The sequence below is a fragment of the Paraburkholderia sp. SIMBA_030 genome, assembly GCF_046535245.1.
Taxonomy (GTDB): Bacteria; Pseudomonadota; Gammaproteobacteria; order Burkholderiales; family Burkholderiaceae; genus Paraburkholderia.
Map to the genome: position 1 here is coordinate 88025 of NZ_JAWRXB010000002.1, position 19111 is coordinate 107135.

Consider the following 19111-nt stretch of genomic DNA (forward strand, 5'->3'; position numbering starts at 1 on the left):
GGCGGCTCTTGCGGGATTCATCGCAAGCTCGCCGCCTCGACAGGAGGCATGGATGAGGTCGCGACACCTTTCGTGCCTGAACTCCCGACCGGCTGCGCCATCCGTGCTCGCTGGATTTCATAGAAGCGGAGGTTGTCCTGGATCGATGCTTTGGGCAAATCTTTAGCGAGAATCTCCGCTGCCGCCTCGGCGTTGCCAAGCAGTCCGTAAGCGAGCGCCAGATTCTGGCGCGCCTGGGGCGGCGCTCCGGGAAAGCGCGTAACGTCAAGCAACACGTTTGCGCCCTCGCGTGCATCACCGCCGAGCACCAGCGACAAACCGAGGTTTACGCTTAGCAGCGGATCGCCCGGATTGGCCTTGAGCGCCTGCCGCAACACCGCCTGTGCCGCGGCATGGTCGCCCTTCATGGCAAGCGCCGCACCGAGACCTGCCGAGGCCATCGGATCGTCGGGCGTGCTTGCGAGCACGCTGCGATACGTCGAGATCGCCTCGTCGAAGCGGCGCTGATGAATCGCGACACGCGCGATGCCGATCAGCGGCGCCGCTGCGCTCGGCTCGAACCTGCTTGCCCGCTGGTAGTAGACCCGCGCCCGCGTGAAGTCGCCGACCGCATAGAGCGTGTTGCCCAGACCGGTCAGGCCTGGGACGGACTTCGGATCGGCCTGCACGACCTTGTCGAAGAGCGTGGTCGCCAGTTCGACATTGCCCGCGTCGAGAGCGGCTTCGGCAATCCGCAGCTCGCTCATGCTGCTGGGCGACGAATTCCGTGTAACGGGCTGTATGTCGGCGACGTGCCGGCTCGTCGTCGTGCACGCAGCGCTCGTCACCAGCAGCGCGGTGCATAAAACCGTCAGGCACATGCTTCGTCCAACACGAACGGCTCGTGTGCGGATGGCCGGGGACGTTTCATTGTGTTGCAGTTCAGGTGTTTTCATCGGGCGGCAATAAATTGAAGGAGTTGAATAACCGCCGGGCCGCCTGCAATCGCCACGATTGCGGGAAGAATGAACAGCATCATCGGAAGCACTATTTTGGGTGCGAGCTTGGCTGCTTTTTCTTCGAGGGACACGATGTGCGCCACCCGTTCGGTGCGCGAGAGGATACGCAACGCCTGGGTGATCGGCGTGCCGTAGCGCATGGACTGGGTAAGCGTTGAAATCAGTGCACGGATCGACGGCAGATCGATTCGCTCGGCGAGCCCCTGCAAGGCGCGGGTGCTGTCGCCGGACAGTTTCAGTTCGTCGGCGGTCAGTGAAAATTCCTTCGAAAGCGGCGGGCAGATGGTCGCCAGTTCTTCGGCGACCCGCCGGATGCTGACGGGCAAACTGTTGCCTGCGTTCGTGCAGATCACGAGCAGATCGAGCGCGTCTGGCAGGCACCCGGCCATCGCATTGCGCCGGCGCGATGCGCGAAACGCAACCACGTATTCGGGAATGATCATGCCGATCACGAATGCGCCCATCATTGCCATGCCGCGAATCACCGGGTATGCGCCGATCACGGGAATGTGCGAACCCAGCATGACGGTCACCGCGGCGCATACGAGACCCGTGCAGAATTTGACCGCGAGAAGAATCGATACAGCCAGGCTGTTGCGGTATCCGCTGCGAATCATGTCCCTCTGAAGCTTGAGGCGGTACTTCGCGTCGAACAGCGGAATCCGGTCGCCGAGCTTCGCAAGGCGCCGTAAGCTGCGGCCGCGAACGCCGCCGTCTTCGACCTCGACTTCGAGCGATGCTTGCGCACGGTGATCGAGCGCGGCCTGGCGAGCACGTTCGGCGATCCTGCCGCGCCTGCCGCCACGTTGCGTCGCCCACCAGATCGCCAGCCCGGCGAACAGCGCCAGCAGCATCAGCAGGTTGATCAGGGCTTCGATATTCGACGGGCTCATCGCGACGTATCCAGTTTGGCCATCTTGCTGATCACGGCGATGCCGACAACGATTGAAATCACACTGAAGGTCAAAAGCTTGTGACCCGCCGGCCGGTCGAACAGCACCATGACGTAGCTGCGATTCAGCGCGTAGAGGCACAGCATGACGACGAGCGGAATAGCCGCAAGAATCTTGGTCGTGATGCGGGCCTCGGCGGTTAGCGCCTTGGCCTTCTGCCGAACTTCCCGCCGGGTACGCACGATGCCGGACAGATTTTCCAGCGTCTCGCCGAGTTGGCCGCCCGTTTCGCGCTGCAACAGCAGGCACACGCAGAAGAACGAAAAGTCGGCGATCTCGATACGCCGCATCGCCACCGCAAGCACTTCTTCCAGATCGCGCCCGACGCGAAGGGAATCGCTCATCAGTTTGAATTCACTTTTTATCGGCTCGGGGCACTCCTCGGCTGCCGTGCCAATTACGTGCGTGACCGGCACGCCCGCGCGAACCGCGCGCACGATCATGTCGATCAGATCGGGGAAGCTGTCCAGAAAGCGCTTGCGAAAGCGTTCGACCAGAAAGCCATAGGCCCGTGCCAGTGCAAACACGGGAAGGCCGATGACCAGCAGCGGTTTCGAAAAGTCGGGGAGCGGCATGAAGTGCGTCATGGCCAGCGCGACGAGTGCGCCGACGATCGCCGCAGCAACGACGACACGCAGTCCGTTGGCGCCCGCGACGGTCCTGAGACGCGAAATCCTGGGCCCGAACCAGCGGCTGACGGCATTATCGCGCCGGCTGACGGTAAACAACGTCGCGTGGGACTGGGTACTATCTTTTGTCCGCTCGGCCCTGATGAGGAACGATTGCCGCATGCGCGTCTTGATCCTGGCATGCGGCTGCTGGCTTCGCATGTCCAGCAGTATCATCACCATCAGCCCGCCCAGCAGCACGACGATGAACGCGCAAAGCGTGAACAGGTCGATGCGACTCATGATTTCATCGCCTCCAGCAAAGCCTCCTCCAGCCCGTAATACGCGGCGCGTTCCGAGAAAGCCGGCCTGACCAGCGCGCACTCGTACACGCCCTTGACCTCGTCGTTATAGGCGCTCGCGTCGTACCGGAAGGTGAACAGATCCTGCGTGATGATGACATCGCCTTCCATGCCCACGAGTTCGGTGATGCGCGTCACGCGGCGCATGCCGTCGCGCATCCGCTCGACCTGCACGATCAGGTGAACCGCGCTCGCGATCTGCCGGCGAATCGACATCAGCGGGAGATTGCCGTTGGCCATCATCACCATGCTCTCGAGCCGCGTAATCCCGTCGCGCGGCGTATTCGCATGGATCGTCGTCATCGAGCCGTCGTGGCCCGTGTTCATCGCCTGCAATACATCGAACGCCTCGGCGCCGCGGATTTCGCCCAGGATGATCCGGTCCGGGCGCATCCGCAGTGCATTGCGCACGAGGTCACGCTGCGCGACGCCGCCGAGTCCCTCCGCGTTTTCCGGCCGTGTTTCGAGGCTGACGACGTGCGGCTGCACGAGTTGCAGTTCCGCCGCATCTTCGATCGTGATGGTGCGCTCGCCCAGCCCGATGAAGTGCGACAGCGCATTCAGCAAGGTGGTCTTGCCCGAGCCCGTGCCGCCCGACACGATAATGTTGAGACGGCAGGTGCTCGCGAGCTTGAGCACGCTCGCCATCGCCGGCGACATATTGCCCTGCTGCGCCATGCGATGAAGCGTGATATCGCGTTTTGAAAACTTGCGGATGGAAATGGTCGCGCCGTGAATGGCGAGCGGCGGCAGCACGACGTTGACGCGGCTGCCGTCGGCAAGCCGCGCGTCGACCATCGGGCTGCTTTCGTCGACGCGCCGGCCCACGCCGGCGGCGATCCGCTGCGCGACGTTGACCACGTGGGCGTTGTCGCGGAACTTGTAAGGCGTCAGTTCGAGCCGGCCGTGACGCTCCACGTACACCTGATCGGGTCCGTTGACGAGCACGTCCGTGACGGTTTCGTCCGCGAGCAGTGGTTCGATCGGCCCGAGGCCGAACATGTCGTTGAGCAGTTCGCCGACGATCTGCCCCTGCTCGGCCATCGTAATGTTCAGCCGTTCGCGCTCGGCAATCCCCAGCACCAATTGTTCGACGCCGGGCTTCACCTGCTCGCGTGTCTTGCCGACCGCGGCCGACGCGTTCATCGAATCGAACACGCCGTTGCGGATGATTCTGAACAGATCCGAGCGCACCAGCGGCTCGTCGCCGTCCGGCGTGGGCGCGTGTGCGCCGGCCGGCGCGGATGCCGGGGCAGGCGTGACCGGCTGAACCGGCGCCTGCGGTTCGCGCACCGCTTCCCCGGCGCCGGCGTCGGACACGGTCTCTACGTACCTGACCTGCTTTTGCCCGAACATCAACCTCTCCTGAATATAAACTTCCGCAGAAACGACGGCGCGGCCATCTCGTGCTGGCCTGTGAGGTCGTTCGAAATCCGCATGATCGATTGGTTGAATCCGTTCGGGGTCTTCTCTTTCGGCGCCTCACCGAGGTTTTCCGCAATCGACAGCGCCTTCGGTTCGAACTGCACCTCGTGCAGCACGTTGCGTCCGACGGCCGACACGAAGTCGGATGTCTGTACCTTGCCGGTGCTCGCCGCGTTCGGGTTGTTCAGCAACAGCGAGGTCGGCGGGTTGCTGTCGCGGTCTTCAATGTAGCGCAGCAGGCGAATGCTTTGCCGCGTCGAATGCACGGAGCGGTCGGTCACCAGATACACGCGCGACGCATGGTCGAAGGCTTCGGCCGCGAGCGGGGCGGACGGACTTCCGGTGTCGAGCATCACGTAATGGAAGCTGTCGCACAGCAGTTCCAGAACGCGCCGCAGCGCACCCGGTTTGAACGGGTTTTCGGTTCCACGCTCCATTTCGGCTGACAGCACGAAGAGCCGGGTTCCATTGGTGAGCAGCGTGCGCTCCACATACTGCGGATCGAGCCGGTGCACATTCTGGAGCACATCGATCAGGCCGTTGTTGCTCTGCAGCCCGAGCATGCTGTTCGCGACGCCGCCATACAGGTCGAGGTCCACGTAGGCCACCCGGCGATGCGTTTCCTCCGCGAGATGACGCGCGAGGTTCAGGGCGATGGTCGTGACGCCGACGCCTCCGCGCGTCCCGGCAAAGGCGATGGTCTTGCCCACCCGCGCGAGCATCACCGGGCTGATCTTGCGCTCCGAAACATCGATGGTCCGCTTGAGCAACTCGACAGTCAGCGGCTTGACGAGGTAGTCGCGCACGCCGATCTTCAGCAGGCTGCGAAACAGTCCGACGTCGTTGCGCTCGCCGAGCACCACCACCTGAACCGACGGCTCGCACACTTCCGACAGGCGGGCAAGATCGGACAGCGGCATGGTCGACCCGTGCAGATCCACCAGCAGAAACAGCGGCGAGCGTTCTATCCTGGACAGGTACGCGATGGCGTCGTCAATGCTGCCGATGGCGATGTGCGTGTGCGGCATCGCCTGTTCGAGCACGAAGCTCTTCAGAGTCTGTTCGGTATTGCGGTCAGCGACGAACGCCATGAAGTCCGCGGTTCGCACGCCGGCCTTCGCTTTTGAGTGGTTGAACTCTGTCGTGCTCATGGCGTTTCTTCGGTGAAAGTTGAATGCATCACTTGGAACCGCGCGAGGTCGAGGTTTCGGTGTCGAGCGGTATCACTTGTCCGGTCTCGTAGCGGCGCACCGCGCTCGCCGCAACCGCGGCGTCGGCGGGAGCGAGCGATTTGGGCGCGACGAGGTCTTTCGGATTGGCGACCTGGGCCGCAAGATTGGTGTAGGTCGCACAGCCCCACTGCATGGCCGGTCGGCGCAGGCCCGCGTCGGTCAGCAACGAGCTGCGGGCGAGTTGGGTGCAGTCCGGCGGCACGGCGTTTTTGCCGTCGAAGCCGATCACCGACTCGTCAGGCATGCCGCGCGGCGGCTTGAAACATCCGCTCAGGGACGCCGCCAGCAAGCAGACGAGAACGAGCGTGAGAATGCGTATGGGGTTCATGGCGTTCGGCTCAATAGACATATCCGGCCGCGCCGACGAGACGCGGGGCTCCAGCCTGCGAAGGCGCACTGCCTTCCTGATGTCTGAAGCTGTATTCCACATCGTTGCTCGGTGAAACAAGCGATTCGAGCGGCGTGCGCAGCTTGGCCGGATTGGTCGGTTCGACCAGATACGGCGTCACCATGATCACCAGTTCGGTCTTGTTGTTCTGGTAATTGGACGACGAGAACAGCTTGCCCAGAATTGGAATGGAGCCGATGCCCGGCACCTGCGAAATGATGTCGGTGGTATTGCTCTGGAGCAGGCCGCCGATGGCAAAGCTTTGACCGCTCGCGAGCTCGACGGTCGTATCCGCACGGCGCACGCTCAGGCCCGGCACAGTGACGCCACCGGTCGTCACGCTCACCGTCGGGTCGATCTGGCTGACTTCCGGGCGTACCTTGAGACTGATGCGGCGATCGCTCAGCACCGTCGGCGTGAAGTCGAGCTTGATGCCGAACTGCTTGAATTCCACGGAGATCACGCCATTGATCTGCGACACCGGAATCGGGAATTCGCCGCCCGCCAGAAAGCTCGCCGTTTGTCCGGACAGCGCCACGAGACTGGGCTCGGCGAGCACAGTGATCAGGCCTTCCTGATTCAACGCATCGACGAGTGCCTGAATATCCGTCTTGCCGGTCTTGAACTGGCCGAACAGTGAGTAGGCGTTGTTGGTCGCCAGATTCACCGGATAAGTGATCTGACCCGTCGAACTGGTGAGGGGCTGGGTGAGGTTGTAGATCGGGCGGCCGCTGTAGATGCCGCCGAAAAAGTTACCCGCTGCATTGCCGAGTGCCTGCCAGTTGATCCCGAGCTGCTGCGTGACGTTGCGGTCGACTTCCGTGATCCGTACGCGCAACTGCACCTGCAGCGGCCGGTCGATCGTCATGCGGTTGACCAGCACTTCCTTATCCGCCAGATAGGGTGTGAGCGATTGCACGACAGCGTCGGCGTCGACGGAACTGGTCGCCTGGCCGGACACCAGCAACGACCCATTACCCGTACCCAACTGCACGTTCATGCTGGGAAAGCGCGTGGCAACCATGCTGCGCAGCGCATCCATGTCGCGGGCCACCACGACCGTGCGCTGAACCAGTGTTTTGTTGTTGGCGCCGAGCACGTACAGCGTCGTGGTACCGGCCTTCTTCCCTAGCACGAAGACCGCTCTCGGCGACGGTACGTGCACGTCGGCAATCGCCGGGTCCGCGACGAACACCGAACTGGCGTCTTCATTGAGATGCACGAGTGTGCCCTTGCCGGCATCGATTGCGAGCGTCCCTTGGGCGGCGGTCGGCGCGGCCGCCGCCGCTGCGTCCGCGACGTGCGGTTGCACCGCATATGCCGGCGCAGCGAGGCCAGGAACCGCACTCCACATGGCGCATGCGGTAAGCCCTGCTGCCTTGCAGATGCGTAAGCTGAACTGCATTTTCATGACTTTCTATCCTGGCGAATGACTGCGGCGTCGAGCCGTTTGCACGGCGTCACTGGGGCGTGGCGGCGGCTGGCAGTGGCGGCGTGCCGTTACTGCCGGCACCGCCCGCCTGCGCGACGCTCGATGTCAGGACAGATTCCTGGGATCCCCTGTACACGGTCACGGACCGCGGCGCGGGCGATGGCGCGCCGCGGGCGCCGCCCGCTACCGGGCGCGATCTCGGCAGATCGCGCAGTGCGCGCGAGATGTCGCCGGCCCACACAGGTGCGCGTTGCAGGTCGCCGGGTGCGGAGGCGGAAGCGGGTGTCGACGCGAGCGCGAAAGGATCGCGCGACACCGTCGCAAAGCTGCGCAACGCCAGCGACAGACTGCCCAGGCGCGCGGCAACCGCTACCACTTCGCCCATGCGCGGCGTGACTTCCAGCGTGACGGTGCGGATCCGCTCGTGGGTATCGGGAGCGTTGCCATTTTTCGGGCGGCTGATCGCCGAGCCGGACGCCAGCACGCGAACGTGCTCGACGACAGTTTCGCTCGACACCGCGAGCTCCGGAGAGTCGGTCTTGCGGTCCATCTGTTGCGTAAGCAGCAGATCCACATAGTCGCCCGGTTGGATCAGGCCTGCATTGCCGGACACGTCGTCGACGGCGACCGACACCGCGCGCATCTCCGGCTTCAGTGTCGCGGCGAGAAACCCGGGAGCGCTCGGCAGGATGACGTCGTCGGCCACGATGGCGGTGCCGTTCGCGACCGGGTGACGCAGCAACGCGCCCTTCAGTTCGAGCTCGCCCGGCGCGCCGGAGACGACGGCGCCGGCCGGCAGTTTTTCAACGGGTACGTCTTTCCACTTGATATCTTCGTCGCGCAGCAGCAGCCCCTGGGGAAGATCGGCCGCACTGACGCGCACCTTCTCGGTATTGACGACCGGCACGGAATGTCGCGACGCGCCCGCGACAACCACTCGCACGACGAGCGCAATGAGAATGGCGCCGACAATCAGGAAGCCGAATTTGATGATGTTGGACATAAGGACGCCGTCCTATCGCGTCGAAAACAAAGGCAGCAATGTGGGCAGTACGATGACCGAACCGCCGCCAAGAGCAAGCGCGACGCCGTAAGGCACACCGCGCGCTGCCGAGAACATCGCCAGCGCCCGCATCGGCCGGGAGCGCTGATCTTGATTCATGTGTCGCGTCGCAAGACTGACCAGCGACACGAATGTTCCGATTACAGAAATCAGGGTTAACGCCGGCCATGAAAGACCAGGCCCGGCCCACAGGAAGATGATGGAGGCCAGCTTCGCATCGCCGCCGCCGATTATTTTTGCGGCGAACATCGCGATGCAAGCGACAAGCGCGCAAAGTGCGACCACCAGATGCGCAGCAATATCACCGATGGACGTGCGCAAGATCAGCGCATCCAGGAAAAACAGTGCCCCGGTCATCAGCACCGTCCGGGTCGGCAGGCGCCGCACGCGAACGTCGATGACTGCCAGCCACAGCAGTGCGCAGAGTGCGACGAGGCGGATTGCGAAGGACAGGAGGTACACGATGGTCTCGGTACAGAGACTGGGGGAAGAAATGGAGATCCGGACGGCGACATCCGAACCTCCAGGAAAACCACTTACTTTGCCTGGTTCGAACTGATCGTGCCGAACATGGTGGTGAACATCGTTGACACCGAGTCGTTAAACATGGTAGCCATGCCACCAAGTGCGACAGCGACGATGCCGGCGAGAACCGCATATTCCATGGCGCTTACGCCACGTTCGTCGCGAACAAACGCTTTAAAAAATTTGCGCATTTTCTTTCCCATAACGAGTTGGTTGGAGCAGGCTCGGCAGGTAAAGGAACACACCGAGTACGACAGATCCTACCCGGCGTCCCGATTTTCGATGGCGCGGAGTGAGGCCAAATCACACCTCATTTCGCGCCTTGAATCAGGAGCGGGCAGACCTTGTAACGGCGACACAGGGGAAAACTTTAGGATGTCAATGCATTCACTTTTCATTGACGGGCCAACCGCCTATTCGTGCAGGCAAAGCGGCGAATCCAAAACTTGCGTGGCAAGCAAGCGGCGAATCCGAAACTTGCGTGGCAAGCCATTGAAAGCGGGGAGGTGAGTGAGGGTTTACCGCTGAAACCGACACTGCCGATGCCGGGATCATGGCGGCGCGCGACTGATAAATTAGAGTCGCATCGTATTTGGTAGGTAAGCACATACAACGCAATTCAGGCTGCTCGTGCGTTGCGAAGCGGCACGGCAATACGTCGTCAACTGCCCGGCCCGGCGAGCTTGTCTCACATCGGATCGAGGTTTGTACAGGGCCTGCGGCGTAGCGCCGCCTAAAGTTTTAAAGTTCGGGGCCGTTGTTAACGTCAATGTGAAAAGTCATCGCTGTTGGTTCCATTTTGAACAGGCGGCATTTCGGTCGTCAGATCGACGGTTTGCGAGCGAGGGCAATGCAATAAGCTCAACTGCCGAGGTAATGCTTTGGCGACGCGACATCACGCACACACAGCAAGTGGCCAGAATGAAAAAAGAAGTTGACACCCAATGCCTGGGCGGTTTATTCGGGCAGCGAGCCGACACGATGCGCCGCGCGGATGCAGGTAGCGTGTCGCTTGAGTTCGCCATTTTGCTGCCGTTCGTGATCATGGTGCTGGTCGGCATCATCGACGGCAATCTGATGCTCTACGACAAGGTCGCCATAACCAATGCGGCTCGCGCAGGCGCCCGAGCCGGCACAGTGCTGCAAGTGCCACCGCTGACCACGTCCCAGATCGCAGCGATCACGACCACCAATGCGCAGAGCAATCTCGTCACCAACGGCAATGCCGCTTTGCCGGTCGTCACCGTGACGCAACCTGGTGGACCGATCTCGGGAAGCCCTCTCCAGGTCAAGGTTTCATACGCTTATCAAGGTCTGATGCTCGGCTCCGCCATGAGTAGCCTGACCGGCCCGATAGTGTTGAATGCGACCGCCGTCATGAATTACGAATAACACATGACTTCCGAAATGCGACATCGCAAGCGTGCCGAGCCCGCTCACCAGCACCAGGGAAAACGTGTAAAAGCGCTTCGATACGCGAGCGCGATTTCACACTATCGCCGCCAGCGTGGGGCGATGAGCGTCGCCATGCTGTCGACTCTGTTCGCCGCTCTCCTGGTCGCGGCATTTTCGATCGACATCGGACACGGAGTGCTCGCCCGTTCCGAATTGCAGAGCGCAGCTGACGCCGCCGCGCTCGCGGGCGCGGGTGCGTTGCTTCCCGGCAGCCCCGGCCCTAACTGGAGTCTTGCTCAAACCAACGCTGCAAAAGCGGTCAGCCTGAATAGCTCGGACAGTGTCACGTTGACGAGCGCGTCTGTACAAAGCGGCTTCTGGAACCTGACGGGTTCTCCGGCGGGCATGCAGGCGTCGACCATATCGCCGGGGACCTATGACAATCCGGCGGTGAAAGTCACGGTGTCGCGCGCGGCAGGGCTCAACAACGGCCCTGTGAGGTTCTTCTTCGCGCCGCTTTTCGGCGTCGATAACGGCGCCGTCACGGCAACCGCCGTCGCGGTGGTGTCGGCGCCCGGCTATGTTGCCGCCGGCGGCCTGTTCCCCGTGGCGATCGGCAAATGCATTTTCGATCAGTACTGGAATGCCCAAACCGGCAGTCCGAAGCTGGACCCCTCAACCGGACAGGCCTATACATTTCAGTTCGGCAACGGGTCGCTTTACGGTGGTTGCGCTGCCGGGCAGTGGACGTCTTTCCAGTTGAACACCAACGATGTGCCGTCCGTACGAGGCCTGATCGATAACAAGAATCCGACGGCGCTGGGCATTGGCGATTCGATCTGGATTCAGAACGGCGTCAAGACGACGATTTACTCTTCTGTTCCCTCCAATGTGGACGTGCTGATCCCTGTCGTGCAGACAGTACCGACAAGCGGGTCGTCGTCAACCGCACCGATTGTCGGCTTCGCTGCTTTTCATATCGACTCTGGGAATGGCGGAAACGGTAAGTACATTCAGGGCCATCTCACGGCGGGTGTCAAAATCGCCACGAGCACTGGGAAGAGCGGTCCATACTACGGGGCATATGTCCCGCCGCGTTTGGCGGAATGAGCAACGTCGGCGTCGGCATGCACTGTGGCGCAAAGCTTGTACGGTCGGCTCCTTGCTGCTGGGGCACAGTCAACTTGCGGCACTTGGCTTGCGCCGCGCCGCTTTGGCACAATGGGCGAATCGAACGCCGAACTTGTCGCACCAGCAACGGATCGTTTCGTACGTGACCACGACACCACGCTCTAGCAACAATTCCTTCTAGCAACAATTCCTCGATGTCGCGAAGGCTCAGGCTGCTTCGTTCTACCGCCGCTTCCTCATCGAGCTGACAGAGCCATCCGGCGCACCAAAATAAACCCTGCTCGAAAATAACAAGGTTTCTCCTCATCAAGTATTCCGAACCATTGACGACTATCGATTGGTTCGCGCTCTCGTTCGGCCAGCGATCGCGCGAACGCGGCCCGGCGTGCGCTGGTGGCCGGCGGCCTGAGGGAAGACAAGCTGCTCCAGGTGCGGGGCTCGCCGATGTACTGCCGCTTGACAAGGACGTTGCGGATGAGCCGGTCAATCGCAATCCAACCTGCTCGTTTGCATAGTTGGCAATTTGCTGAAAATCGGTCTAGAGTAATCATCATATAGAAAGATAAATAGGCCAGCGGCCGCTAACGAGGAGGTAACGGGGGGCAACGTGGGTATTCTGATCGATGATGAGATCGCGCATATTGCATATGTGATATGGCCGTCTCTGTACGGGTTTTCGGACCAGCCAATCCTTCCTGCCTGGTATTGGCGTGGGCGTCTTCATAGACTGCTTGATTCAAGCCACTTGACGAACGTTCAGTTATCTTCCATCGACGATTTACTGCTGGCGCTCGACCGGTTCGACGCGGACCAGGCTACGAAGCTAACGGCGTCTGAGACAAACGGAAGTCCTCGCCGATCCGGGGACCGGTTTTCGCGGGCGGTGAGATTGCGCGTATGCAGCTTGGCATGGTCGGCAAAGTCCTGAAAGTTCATGCTATGCGGCGGTCAAGTCGCGAAAATCCGCGTTCGACACATCGTCGGCGTGCGATCTGTTTTGTGCGGGATTCCTCTCTTACTCCTTTTCCGGTTCAGCTAGCGCGCATTCGCCGCAAAATCGACAGCGCTCCGCGCGACCGTTCCGAATTAAAAGGGAGCGATTAATCGCGTTCTGCCATGGCCAGGAAACGGCAAACATCGGCTCTATACGGATACCCAGTCGCCGGATTTGCCGGCGACATCCATTTTGTCCGTCCAGCGCATGGGGAGCACATCGATCATGGTCGTAGCTCGCTCCGCGCATGAGACGCCTGAGACCGGATTGTGGTCCGTGGTCTCCTCATGAAAGCCAGTCGCGTGCCGCTGAATCAAGCTGGGCCGCAGATCACAGACATGCTTTCTTGTGAGGAAAGTATCGGTCAGGACATTTCTGATTCAAATCAGGTGGCGCTGAACATCGCGTAGGAGATGGAAGTAGTCTGTCGGCGGTTTCCTACAAGAGGCGAGGACGCGGGTCGTGTGGCGCGTGACCGCGTGCCGGCAATCCCGAAGCAGGCCGCCTTTTCGGGACCGGGCCGAAGGCCGCGCCTTGCAATCGATCTGGCGTTTTCCCTACTACAGGACCATCGATACCGGCCGATAACGCAGAAGAAGTGGAAAGATCGAAATGGGGGCAAATTATGGCGGAACCTGCGGAAGTGGAGAGAGCACTTCTTGCGGATCAGACGGCCGAAACCGGGCTGCCGGTCGCGCCGGCAGATGCCGTTGATGATCGGGATCCCGCGACTGTCCCCGTTGTGCTACTCGTCGACGATGAGCCGGGCATCCTGTCGGCCCTCAGGCGTTTGCTGAGAACGCCGCGGTACGAGGTGCTCACCGCGGAAAGCGGCGCTTCGGCGCTCGACGTGCTCGCCTCGACGAAGGTCGACCTGATCATCTCGGACATGCGCATGCCCCATATGAGCGGGGCGGAATTCCTCGCACGCGCGCAGGCGCTCTACCCGGATACGATGCGTATCCTGCTGACCGGCTACTCGGAGATCGACTCGGTCGTCCGCGCAATCAATGAAGGCGGCGTCTACCGTTACCTCAACAAGCCATGGGATGACCAGGATCTGCTGCTGACCATCGCGCAGGCACTCGAACAGGCGCGGCTTCGCAACGAAACCGCGCGGCTAACCGCGCTCACGCAGAAGCAGAACGACGAACTACGGGATTTCAATGCAAGACTCGAAACCCAGGTGCTGTCCCGCACCGAGGAGGTCCGTCAGACCGTGATGTTCCTTGAGGACGCACAGCAGGATCTAAAAAAGAATTTCACGACGATGGTCCAGGTCTGCGCGAGCATGATCGAATTGCGCTGCGGCGTGCTGGGCGGTCAATCCATGCGGATCGGCGAGGTCGCCCGGCATCTGGCGCTGGCATTGGGCATGAGCGGATTGCAGGCACAGGAGGTATTTTTTGCCGGCCTGCTGCATGGCATCGGCAAGCTGTCGCTGCCCGACGAACTATTGCATAAGTCGCTCGATCGCCTGTCGGCCGAGGAGAGTCAGCTTTTCTATCAGCATCCGCTGCGCGCACAGATGGTGCTGACGCCGGTTGGGCAACTGGATCAGGTCACATACATCATCCGCCACCAGTACGAGCGGTTCAACGGGCGTGGCACACCGGACGGTCTCGCTGGAGACGACATTCCGTTGGGCTCGCGGATCCTGTCGGTGGCCCGGGATTTCGAGGGCCTGCGCCGCGGCGGCCTCGTGAAACAGCCTGTCACCACGGAGCAGGCGGTCGCATTGCTCAAGTCGCAGGCGGGCATCCGCTACGACCTGCGGATCATCGATCGCTTTTTGACGTTGATGAAGGATCCGTCTGCGTTAGGGCTGGGAACGCCGGTCTCGCAGATTAGCGGATCGCAGCTCGCCGAGGGGATGCGTCTCGCCGACGATCTGCGTACCAGCCGCGGCGTACTGCTGATGACGAAGGACAGCGTCATGTCCGCGCATCAGGTCGAGCAGGTGCGGCGCTTCGAAGCGCAGGAAAACGCGCCCTTTGCCATTCTGGTTCATTCGGCTGCGCCCGCCGGGACGCAATCGGCGCAATCCGGCGCCGCTCGACAGTGAGCATATCGAAATAAGCCGGCCGCGGCCGGGTCGCGCAATGTGATTGCGTCACGACCGGTTTCCCATAGCATCGTCGAACGCCACCGGGGATGTATCGACGTCGCCAGCCAGCCCGGACGTGGAACGACTTTCACGGTCCGGTTTCCGATTCGTCGCAATCTGAGCGGCGCGGACGCCTACGCTTCACGACGTTCGGCGTAATCGCGCAGCAACAGGAGATATGTCATGACCTCTCCAGCATCACCCGCCATCGTCGCGCAGTCGACCCATCCCGATGCGCGTGAAGCCGTCCGGGAAGTGCACGCCGCACTCGATGCATCCGATTGCGCCCTGGTTCTATTCTTCTGCTCGAGCCATTTCGACCTCGAATCGCTCGCGGATGAAATGGGCCAATGCTTCGACGGCACTGAGGTCGTCGGTTGCACGACGGCCGGCGAAATCGGCCCGGCCGGCTATCTCGACCACAGCCTCGTCGCGGTGGCGTTGCCGCGTGCGTCGTTCACGGCCGTCACCGGGCGACTGGACGATTTGCACAACTTCACGATTGCTGGTGGTCAGGCGTGCGCGCTGGATGCGTTACACGACCTGGAACGGAAAGCGCCCGGCGCGCGCAGTGCAGACACCTTTGCGCTGCTGTTGATCGATGGCCTGTCGGTGAGGGAAGAGCCGGTCACCCGCACGCTGCAAAACGCGCTGGGCGACATTCCGCTGGTCGGTGGATCGGCGGGCGACGACCTGAATTTCGAGCGGACTCACGTGTTTCACGAAGGGCGCTTTCACCGCGATTGCGCGGTACTGGTTGTCGCCTCGACGACCCTGCCATTCCGGATTTTCAAGACGCAGCATTTCCGTTCCGGCGATGAACGGCTCGTGGTAACGGGTGCCGATGCGGAGCGGCGCACCGTCAGCGAAATCAATGGGCTGCCGGCCGCCGCGGAATACGCGCGCCTGATCGGCGCGCGCGTGGAAGATCTTTGCCCGGGCCATTTTGCGGCGGCGCCCGTTGTCGTGCTGATCGATGGCACCAACTATGTGCGATCGATCCAGAAGCTGAACGCCGACGGCAGTCTCACGTTTTACTGTGCGATTGAAGAGGGCCTCGTGCTGCGCGTCGCTCGCGGCCTCGATCTCACGGAGAATCTGCGCACGATGTTCTTTGAGCTTCGCAGTGAATTGGGCGAGCCGCAGCTCGTACTCGCATGGGACTGCATCTTGCGTCACCTGGAATTGCTGCAAAAGGGCACGCGCGATATCGCAGGGCGGTTATTTCGGGATAACCGGTCAGCGGGTTTCAGTACGTACGGCGAGCAATACGGCGGCGTGCACGTCAACCAGACCTTGACCGGCATCGCGTTCGGCGGTGGAGGGGAGGCTTGGCATGCCTGAAGCATCGTCTGTCGCCGTTGCATCGGACGAATGCGTTGTCCTGCAAGCGGAGGTCGTGCGCTTGAACAAAGTGGTCCGGTCGCTGATGGACCGCGCGGAGCGCAGCACGATCGTTTGCGGCTCCGACTTCAGCCTGTTCCAGATGGCGGTCACGCTCGAGGACCAGGTTCGGCATCGGACTCGCGAACTCGAAGATGCGCTGCGCGACAACAAGAAGATAACGCACGCGCTCGAACGTACCCAGCGCCTGATGAAACAGGAAATCGAAGAACGCAGGCGCGCCCAGACCGAACTGGAGCGGGAAAAGGAGGCGCAGCGACGCCTGATCGACGAGCTGGCGGAAGCGCATGTCAAATTGCTGCAATCGGAGAAACTTGCGTCGATCGGGCAGCTCGCTGCCGGCGTCGCGCACGAGATCAACAACCCGATCGGCTTCGTCGATTCCAACCTTGGGACGTTGAAGACGTGGGTGCGCAGGCTTCTCGATATCATGGCGCTGCAGGACTCGATGCTCACCGGGCTGGATCCTGCAATGCGAGCCCGCCTGGATCAGGCGCGTAAAGACGCTGATCTCGACTATCTTCGCGAGGACATCGGCACGCTGATCGACGAATCGATCGAGGGCGCCTCGCGTGTCCGGCGTATCGTGCAGGACCTGCGCGATTTCTCACGTGCGGGCAGCGAAGACTGGTGCGTGGTCGACCTGCATGCAGGTCTTGAGGCGACGCTGAATGTCGTGCGCAACGAAATCAAGTACAAGGCAGAAGTCGTCAAGCATTACGGCGACCTGCCGCCGGTCGAGTGCATCCCGTCGCAGGTGAATCAGGTGCTGATGAACCTGCTGGTCAACGCCGCTCAGGCGATTCCAGAACGGGGCACCATCACGATCGGCACGCGTCGCGACGGCGATGGCGTGTCGATTGCCATTGCGGATACCGGCACAGGCATGGCGGCCGACGTGCTGGCGAAGATATTCGACCCGTTCTACACGACGAAACCCGTTGGGCAAGGCACCGGATTGGGGTTATCGGTTTCGTACGGCATTGTCGAAAAACACCGCGGCAGGATCGTCGTGGAAAGCAGACCGGGAGAGGGGGCGTGCTTCACGGTGTGGCTTCCGGCAAAGCGACGCGCGGACGCGAGCGGGGAACTGTGAGAGGCGCGACACGGCGTTTCCGTGCGCGGGAGGTTCGACTCACTGGAGATGCTGGCCGCCGTTGATGGCGATATTCGCGCCGGTCAGAAAGCCCGCCTCGCGCGAACACAGGTACAGGACGAGCGCAGCGACCTCCACGGGTTGTCCCAGGCGTCCGACAGGTATCTGGGGAATGATTTTTGTGTCGAGGACATCCTGCGGGACCGCCGTCACCATCCGGGTGGCGATAAAGCCGGGCGAAATCGTGTTGACCGTCACCCCTTTCCTGGCCACCTCGAGCGCCAGCGATTTCGTGAAGCCGTGCATGCCCGCCTTGGCTGCGGCGTAATTGGTTTGCCCGAAGCCGCCCTTGGAGCCGATGATCGACGAGATATTGATAATGCGGCCCCAGCCGCGCTCGACCATCCCGTCGCAGACGGGCTTCGTCATGTTGAACACCGAATCGAGGTTGGTGCGGATCACGGCATCCCAGTTGACCTTGTCCAGCTTCTTGAAGCTTGCGTCCCGGGTAATGCCGGCATTGTTGACCAGAATGTCGATGGGACCGACTTCGGCCTGGATTCTGGCGACGCACGTTGCACACGATTCATAGTCGGCCACATCGACGCCACAGGCGTGGAATCTGCGTCCGTCGGTCTCCATGCGGGCAAGCCACGTGTCGATGCCGGTGTTGTGCGGCGAGTAGGTGACGATGACCGTGTAGCCGGCGTCGTGCAGCATGACGCTAACGGCTTCGCCGATTCCACCCGTGCCGCCCGTGACAAGTGCGATCTGCTTCGTCATGTCTTTACCCGATCAAGGAACTAAATGGCGCCGCGGTGTAGGGACCGCCAGGCGCCTTTCCGGGGTGCTCGCCGTTATCTGTCGCCCAGCAACTTCTTGTTGTTGTATTCGTATAAGTCTGCTGATTACTCTAGGTCAGTTTTTCCCGTTTACCAACTACGCAAGCGGGTAGCGAGATCGATTGCCCGCGTGTGAAGTCAGGCGTCAGGCACATAAGTTGCGTAATCGAGCGGCAACGGGGCGAGCGCGGCATCGCGTAGCCGCGCATTCTTGCCGCGATGCCTTGTGGCGAGTCAGATCGCCAGGCATGCCGCCCAACCGCGCGCCTCTGCAAAGATCGGCCGGCCCGGGAAACAGCGTTCCGTTTGGGAGGAATCATGCAAAAGCACTTCGTCATCCGATCGATCCCGGGTATCTGCCTGATAGCGTTCTCCGGCACAGCTTTCGCGCAGGTCCAGGCGTATACGAATGCGCCCGTGGACATCTACGCCGGACCAGCACCGGATTACCCCGTGGTCGCCGAGGTGCCGGAAGGCGTGCCCCTCACGGTGATGGGCTGCGTCGAGGGTTACAGCTGGTGCGACGTCGCAGCGCCCGACTTGCGCGGATGGGTTTACGGCGGGAGTCTCAGCTATCCGTACCAGGGCGCGAATGTTCCGGTCATGACTTATGGCGTGCAGATCGGGCTGCCTGTCGTCGTGTTTTCGATCGATTCATACTGGGGCCACTATTACCGTGGCCGCCCGTGGTATCACGACGCGCCGCGCTGGGCAAATCACCCGCCGCCCGCACGTGGAGGCCCTCCGCCGGCCCGCGGTGACGTTGGCCGACCTCCGGGACCGCCGCCCGGCCGTGAGCCTGCATATGGTCATGCGCCGGAAACGCCCCCGGAGCGCGGCGGCACGCCTCATCCCGGCTCGACTCATTCGACGGAGCAGCCGCCGCCGCGCGGCGGCCCTCCGCAGCAGGTCCAGCCTCAGGCACGACCGCAGCCACAGCCCGGTCCTCAGCCAGGGCAAGGCCCTGCTCATGCGATGGACGCACCGCAAATGCATGGTGGCAGCCCGCCGCCCACGCAGCGCGGTGGCGAAGCACGCGGTGGAGCAGAACGTGGCGGCAATGAACGTGAAAACCGTCCGGACAACCATTAGGCGGTGTTCGCATTTTCACGAACGTGCCGAACGCAAAGATATGCGATGCGAACACCGGATAGAA

Annotated in this window: 17 protein-coding genes and 2 pseudogenes; 7 read left to right on the top strand and 12 right to left on the bottom strand. The window is 61.9% G+C overall.

The features are described from left to right. Window positions 1-17 precede the first annotated feature (17 nt). The 10 genes from SB772_RS03530 to SB772_RS03575 all read right to left on the bottom strand — a co-directional run bounded on the left by SB772_RS03530 (window position 18) and on the right by SB772_RS03575 (window position 9189). Window positions 18-860: a tetratricopeptide repeat protein gene (locus SB772_RS03530; protein ID WP_410831902.1), complete on the bottom strand. Its 843-nt coding sequence runs from the start codon at window positions 858-860 to the stop codon at window positions 18-20. A gap of 71 nt (window positions 861-931) precedes the next feature. After that, a complete protein-coding gene (locus tag SB772_RS03535; protein ID WP_410831903.1) occupies window positions 932-1891 on the bottom strand; it encodes a type II secretion system F family protein in 960 nt (319 codons plus the stop codon). After that, window positions 1888-2862: a type II secretion system F family protein gene (locus SB772_RS03540; RefSeq protein WP_410831904.1), complete on the bottom strand. Its 975-nt coding sequence runs from the start codon at window positions 2860-2862 to the stop codon at window positions 1888-1890. Before SB772_RS03540 ends, SB772_RS03535 begins: the two co-directional genes overlap by 4 nt. Then, window positions 2859-4277, bottom strand: a complete 1419-nt coding sequence (locus tag SB772_RS03545) for a CpaF family protein (RefSeq protein ID WP_410831905.1) — start codon at window positions 4275-4277, stop codon at window positions 2859-2861. The genes SB772_RS03540 and SB772_RS03545 overlap by 4 nt, the downstream gene beginning before the upstream one ends. Continuing rightward, on the bottom strand, window positions 4277-5497 hold the full coding sequence (locus tag SB772_RS03550) for a CpaE family protein (RefSeq protein WP_410831906.1): 1221 nt from the start codon (window positions 5495-5497) through the stop codon (window positions 4277-4279). Before SB772_RS03550 ends, SB772_RS03545 begins: the two co-directional genes overlap by 1 nt. 28 nt (window positions 5498-5525) lie before the next feature. Next, a complete protein-coding gene (locus SB772_RS03555; protein ID WP_410831907.1) occupies window positions 5526-5906 on the bottom strand; it encodes a CpaD family pilus assembly lipoprotein in 381 nt (126 codons plus the stop codon). Between the two features lie 10 nt (window positions 5907-5916). Next, window positions 5917-7320: a type II and III secretion system protein family protein gene (locus SB772_RS03560; RefSeq protein ID WP_410832243.1), complete on the bottom strand. Its 1404-nt coding sequence runs from the start codon at window positions 7318-7320 to the stop codon at window positions 5917-5919. Between the two features lie 106 nt (window positions 7321-7426). Further along, window positions 7427-8401, bottom strand: coding sequence for a Flp pilus assembly protein CpaB (gene cpaB / locus SB772_RS03565; RefSeq protein ID WP_410831908.1), 975 nt, complete (start codon window positions 8399-8401; stop codon window positions 7427-7429). Window positions 8402-8413: 12 nt separating this feature from the next. Continuing rightward, complete coding sequence (locus SB772_RS03570) at window positions 8414-8923, bottom strand: prepilin peptidase (protein WP_410831909.1); 510 nt, start codon at window positions 8921-8923, stop codon at window positions 8414-8416. Window positions 8924-8997: 74 nt separating this feature from the next. Then, the gene (locus SB772_RS03575) at window positions 8998-9189 is read right to left on the bottom strand and encodes a Flp family type IVb pilin (protein WP_410831910.1); all 192 of its coding nucleotides are present in this window, start codon (window positions 9187-9189) and stop codon (window positions 8998-9000) included. Between the two features lie 718 nt (window positions 9190-9907). Here SB772_RS03575 and SB772_RS03580 point away from each other — a divergent pair. Beyond that, window positions 9908-10378 (top strand): TadE family protein, encoded by a 471-nt coding sequence (locus tag SB772_RS03580; protein ID WP_410832244.1) that lies wholly within the window; start codon window positions 9908-9910, stop codon window positions 10376-10378. A 123-nt stretch (window positions 10379-10501) separates the two neighbouring features. Then, on the top strand, window positions 10502-11491 hold the full coding sequence (locus SB772_RS03585) for a TadG family pilus assembly protein (protein ID WP_410832245.1): 990 nt from the start codon (window positions 10502-10504) through the stop codon (window positions 11489-11491). An 84-nt stretch (window positions 11492-11575) separates the two neighbouring features. On the opposite strand, the pseudogene SB772_RS03590 reads toward SB772_RS03585, so the two are convergent. Further along, window positions 11576-11732 (bottom strand): annotated as a pseudogene (locus SB772_RS03590) (IS6 family transposase); the annotation flags it as partial. A 137-nt stretch (window positions 11733-11869) separates the two neighbouring features. Between SB772_RS03590 and SB772_RS03595 the strand changes: the two are divergent. The 4 genes and pseudogenes from SB772_RS03595 to SB772_RS03610 all read left to right on the top strand — a co-directional run. After that, window positions 11870-12003 (top strand): annotated as a pseudogene (locus SB772_RS03595) (motility protein MotB); the annotation flags it as partial. Window positions 12004-13131: 1128 nt separating this feature from the next. Next, the gene (locus tag SB772_RS03600) at window positions 13132-14571 is read left to right on the top strand and encodes an HD domain-containing phosphohydrolase (RefSeq protein WP_410831911.1); all 1440 of its coding nucleotides are present in this window, start codon (window positions 13132-13134) and stop codon (window positions 14569-14571) included. 225 nt (window positions 14572-14796) lie between these two features. Beyond that, window positions 14797-15957, top strand: coding sequence for a nitric oxide-sensing protein NosP (gene nosP / locus SB772_RS03605; protein WP_410831912.1), 1161 nt, complete (start codon window positions 14797-14799; stop codon window positions 15955-15957). Next, window positions 15950-17113 carry a histidine kinase gene (locus SB772_RS03610; RefSeq protein ID WP_410831913.1) on the top strand — a complete coding sequence of 388 codons (1164 nt, stop codon included), beginning with the start codon at window positions 15950-15952 and terminating at the stop codon, window positions 17111-17113. The genes nosP and SB772_RS03610 overlap by 8 nt, the downstream gene beginning before the upstream one ends. A gap of 39 nt (window positions 17114-17152) precedes the next feature. Here SB772_RS03610 and phbB read toward each other — a convergent pair whose 3' ends face one another. Then, window positions 17153-17896 carry an acetoacetyl-CoA reductase gene (gene phbB, locus SB772_RS03615; RefSeq protein ID WP_410831914.1) on the bottom strand — a complete coding sequence of 248 codons (744 nt, stop codon included), beginning with the start codon at window positions 17894-17896 and terminating at the stop codon, window positions 17153-17155. A gap of 377 nt (window positions 17897-18273) precedes the next feature. Here phbB and SB772_RS03620 point away from each other — a divergent pair, with 377 nt between their 5' ends. Continuing rightward, the gene (locus SB772_RS03620; protein WP_410831915.1) at window positions 18274-19047 is read left to right on the top strand and encodes an SH3 domain-containing protein; all 774 of its coding nucleotides are present in this window, start codon (window positions 18274-18276) and stop codon (window positions 19045-19047) included. Window positions 19048-19111 lie beyond the last annotated feature (64 nt).

Excerpts from the sequence above, each read along its gene's own strand:
- SB772_RS03530 (WP_410831902.1), bottom strand. The coding sequence starts at position 860 with ATGTGCCTGACGGTTTTATGCACCGCGCTGCTGGTGACGAGCGCTGCG.
- SB772_RS03535 (WP_410831903.1), bottom strand. The coding sequence starts at position 1,891 with ATGAGCCCGTCGAATATCGAAGCCCTGATCAACCTGCTGATGCTGCTG.
- SB772_RS03540 (WP_410831904.1), bottom strand. The coding sequence starts at position 2,862 with ATGAGTCGCATCGACCTGTTCACGCTTTGCGCGTTCATCGTCGTGCTG.
- SB772_RS03545 (WP_410831905.1), bottom strand. The coding sequence starts at position 4,277 with ATGTTCGGGCAAAAGCAGGTCAGGTACGTAGAGACCGTGTCCGACGCC.
- SB772_RS03550 (WP_410831906.1), bottom strand. The coding sequence starts at position 5,497 with ATGAGCACGACAGAGTTCAACCACTCAAAAGCGAAGGCCGGCGTGCGA.
- SB772_RS03555 (WP_410831907.1), bottom strand. The coding sequence starts at position 5,906 with ATGAACCCCATACGCATTCTCACGCTCGTTCTCGTCTGCTTGCTGGCG.
- SB772_RS03560 (WP_410832243.1), bottom strand. The coding sequence starts at position 7,320 with ATGTGGAGTGCGGTTCCTGGCCTCGCTGCGCCGGCATATGCGGTGCAA.
- cpaB (WP_410831908.1), bottom strand. The coding sequence starts at position 8,401 with ATGTCCAACATCATCAAATTCGGCTTCCTGATTGTCGGCGCCATTCTC.
- SB772_RS03575 (WP_410831910.1), bottom strand. The coding sequence starts at position 9,189 with ATGGGAAAGAAAATGCGCAAATTTTTTAAAGCGTTTGTTCGCGACGAA.
- SB772_RS03580 (WP_410832244.1), top strand. The coding sequence starts at position 9,908 with ATGAAAAAAGAAGTTGACACCCAATGCCTGGGCGGTTTATTCGGGCAG.
- SB772_RS03585 (WP_410832245.1), top strand. The coding sequence starts at position 10,502 with ATGAGCGTCGCCATGCTGTCGACTCTGTTCGCCGCTCTCCTGGTCGCG.
- SB772_RS03600 (WP_410831911.1), top strand. The coding sequence starts at position 13,132 with ATGGCGGAACCTGCGGAAGTGGAGAGAGCACTTCTTGCGGATCAGACG.
- nosP (WP_410831912.1), top strand. The coding sequence starts at position 14,797 with ATGACCTCTCCAGCATCACCCGCCATCGTCGCGCAGTCGACCCATCCC.
- SB772_RS03610 (WP_410831913.1), top strand. The coding sequence starts at position 15,950 with ATGCCTGAAGCATCGTCTGTCGCCGTTGCATCGGACGAATGCGTTGTC.
- phbB (WP_410831914.1), bottom strand. The coding sequence starts at position 17,896 with ATGACGAAGCAGATCGCACTTGTCACGGGCGGCACGGGTGGAATCGGC.
- SB772_RS03620 (WP_410831915.1), top strand. The coding sequence starts at position 18,274 with ATGCAAAAGCACTTCGTCATCCGATCGATCCCGGGTATCTGCCTGATA.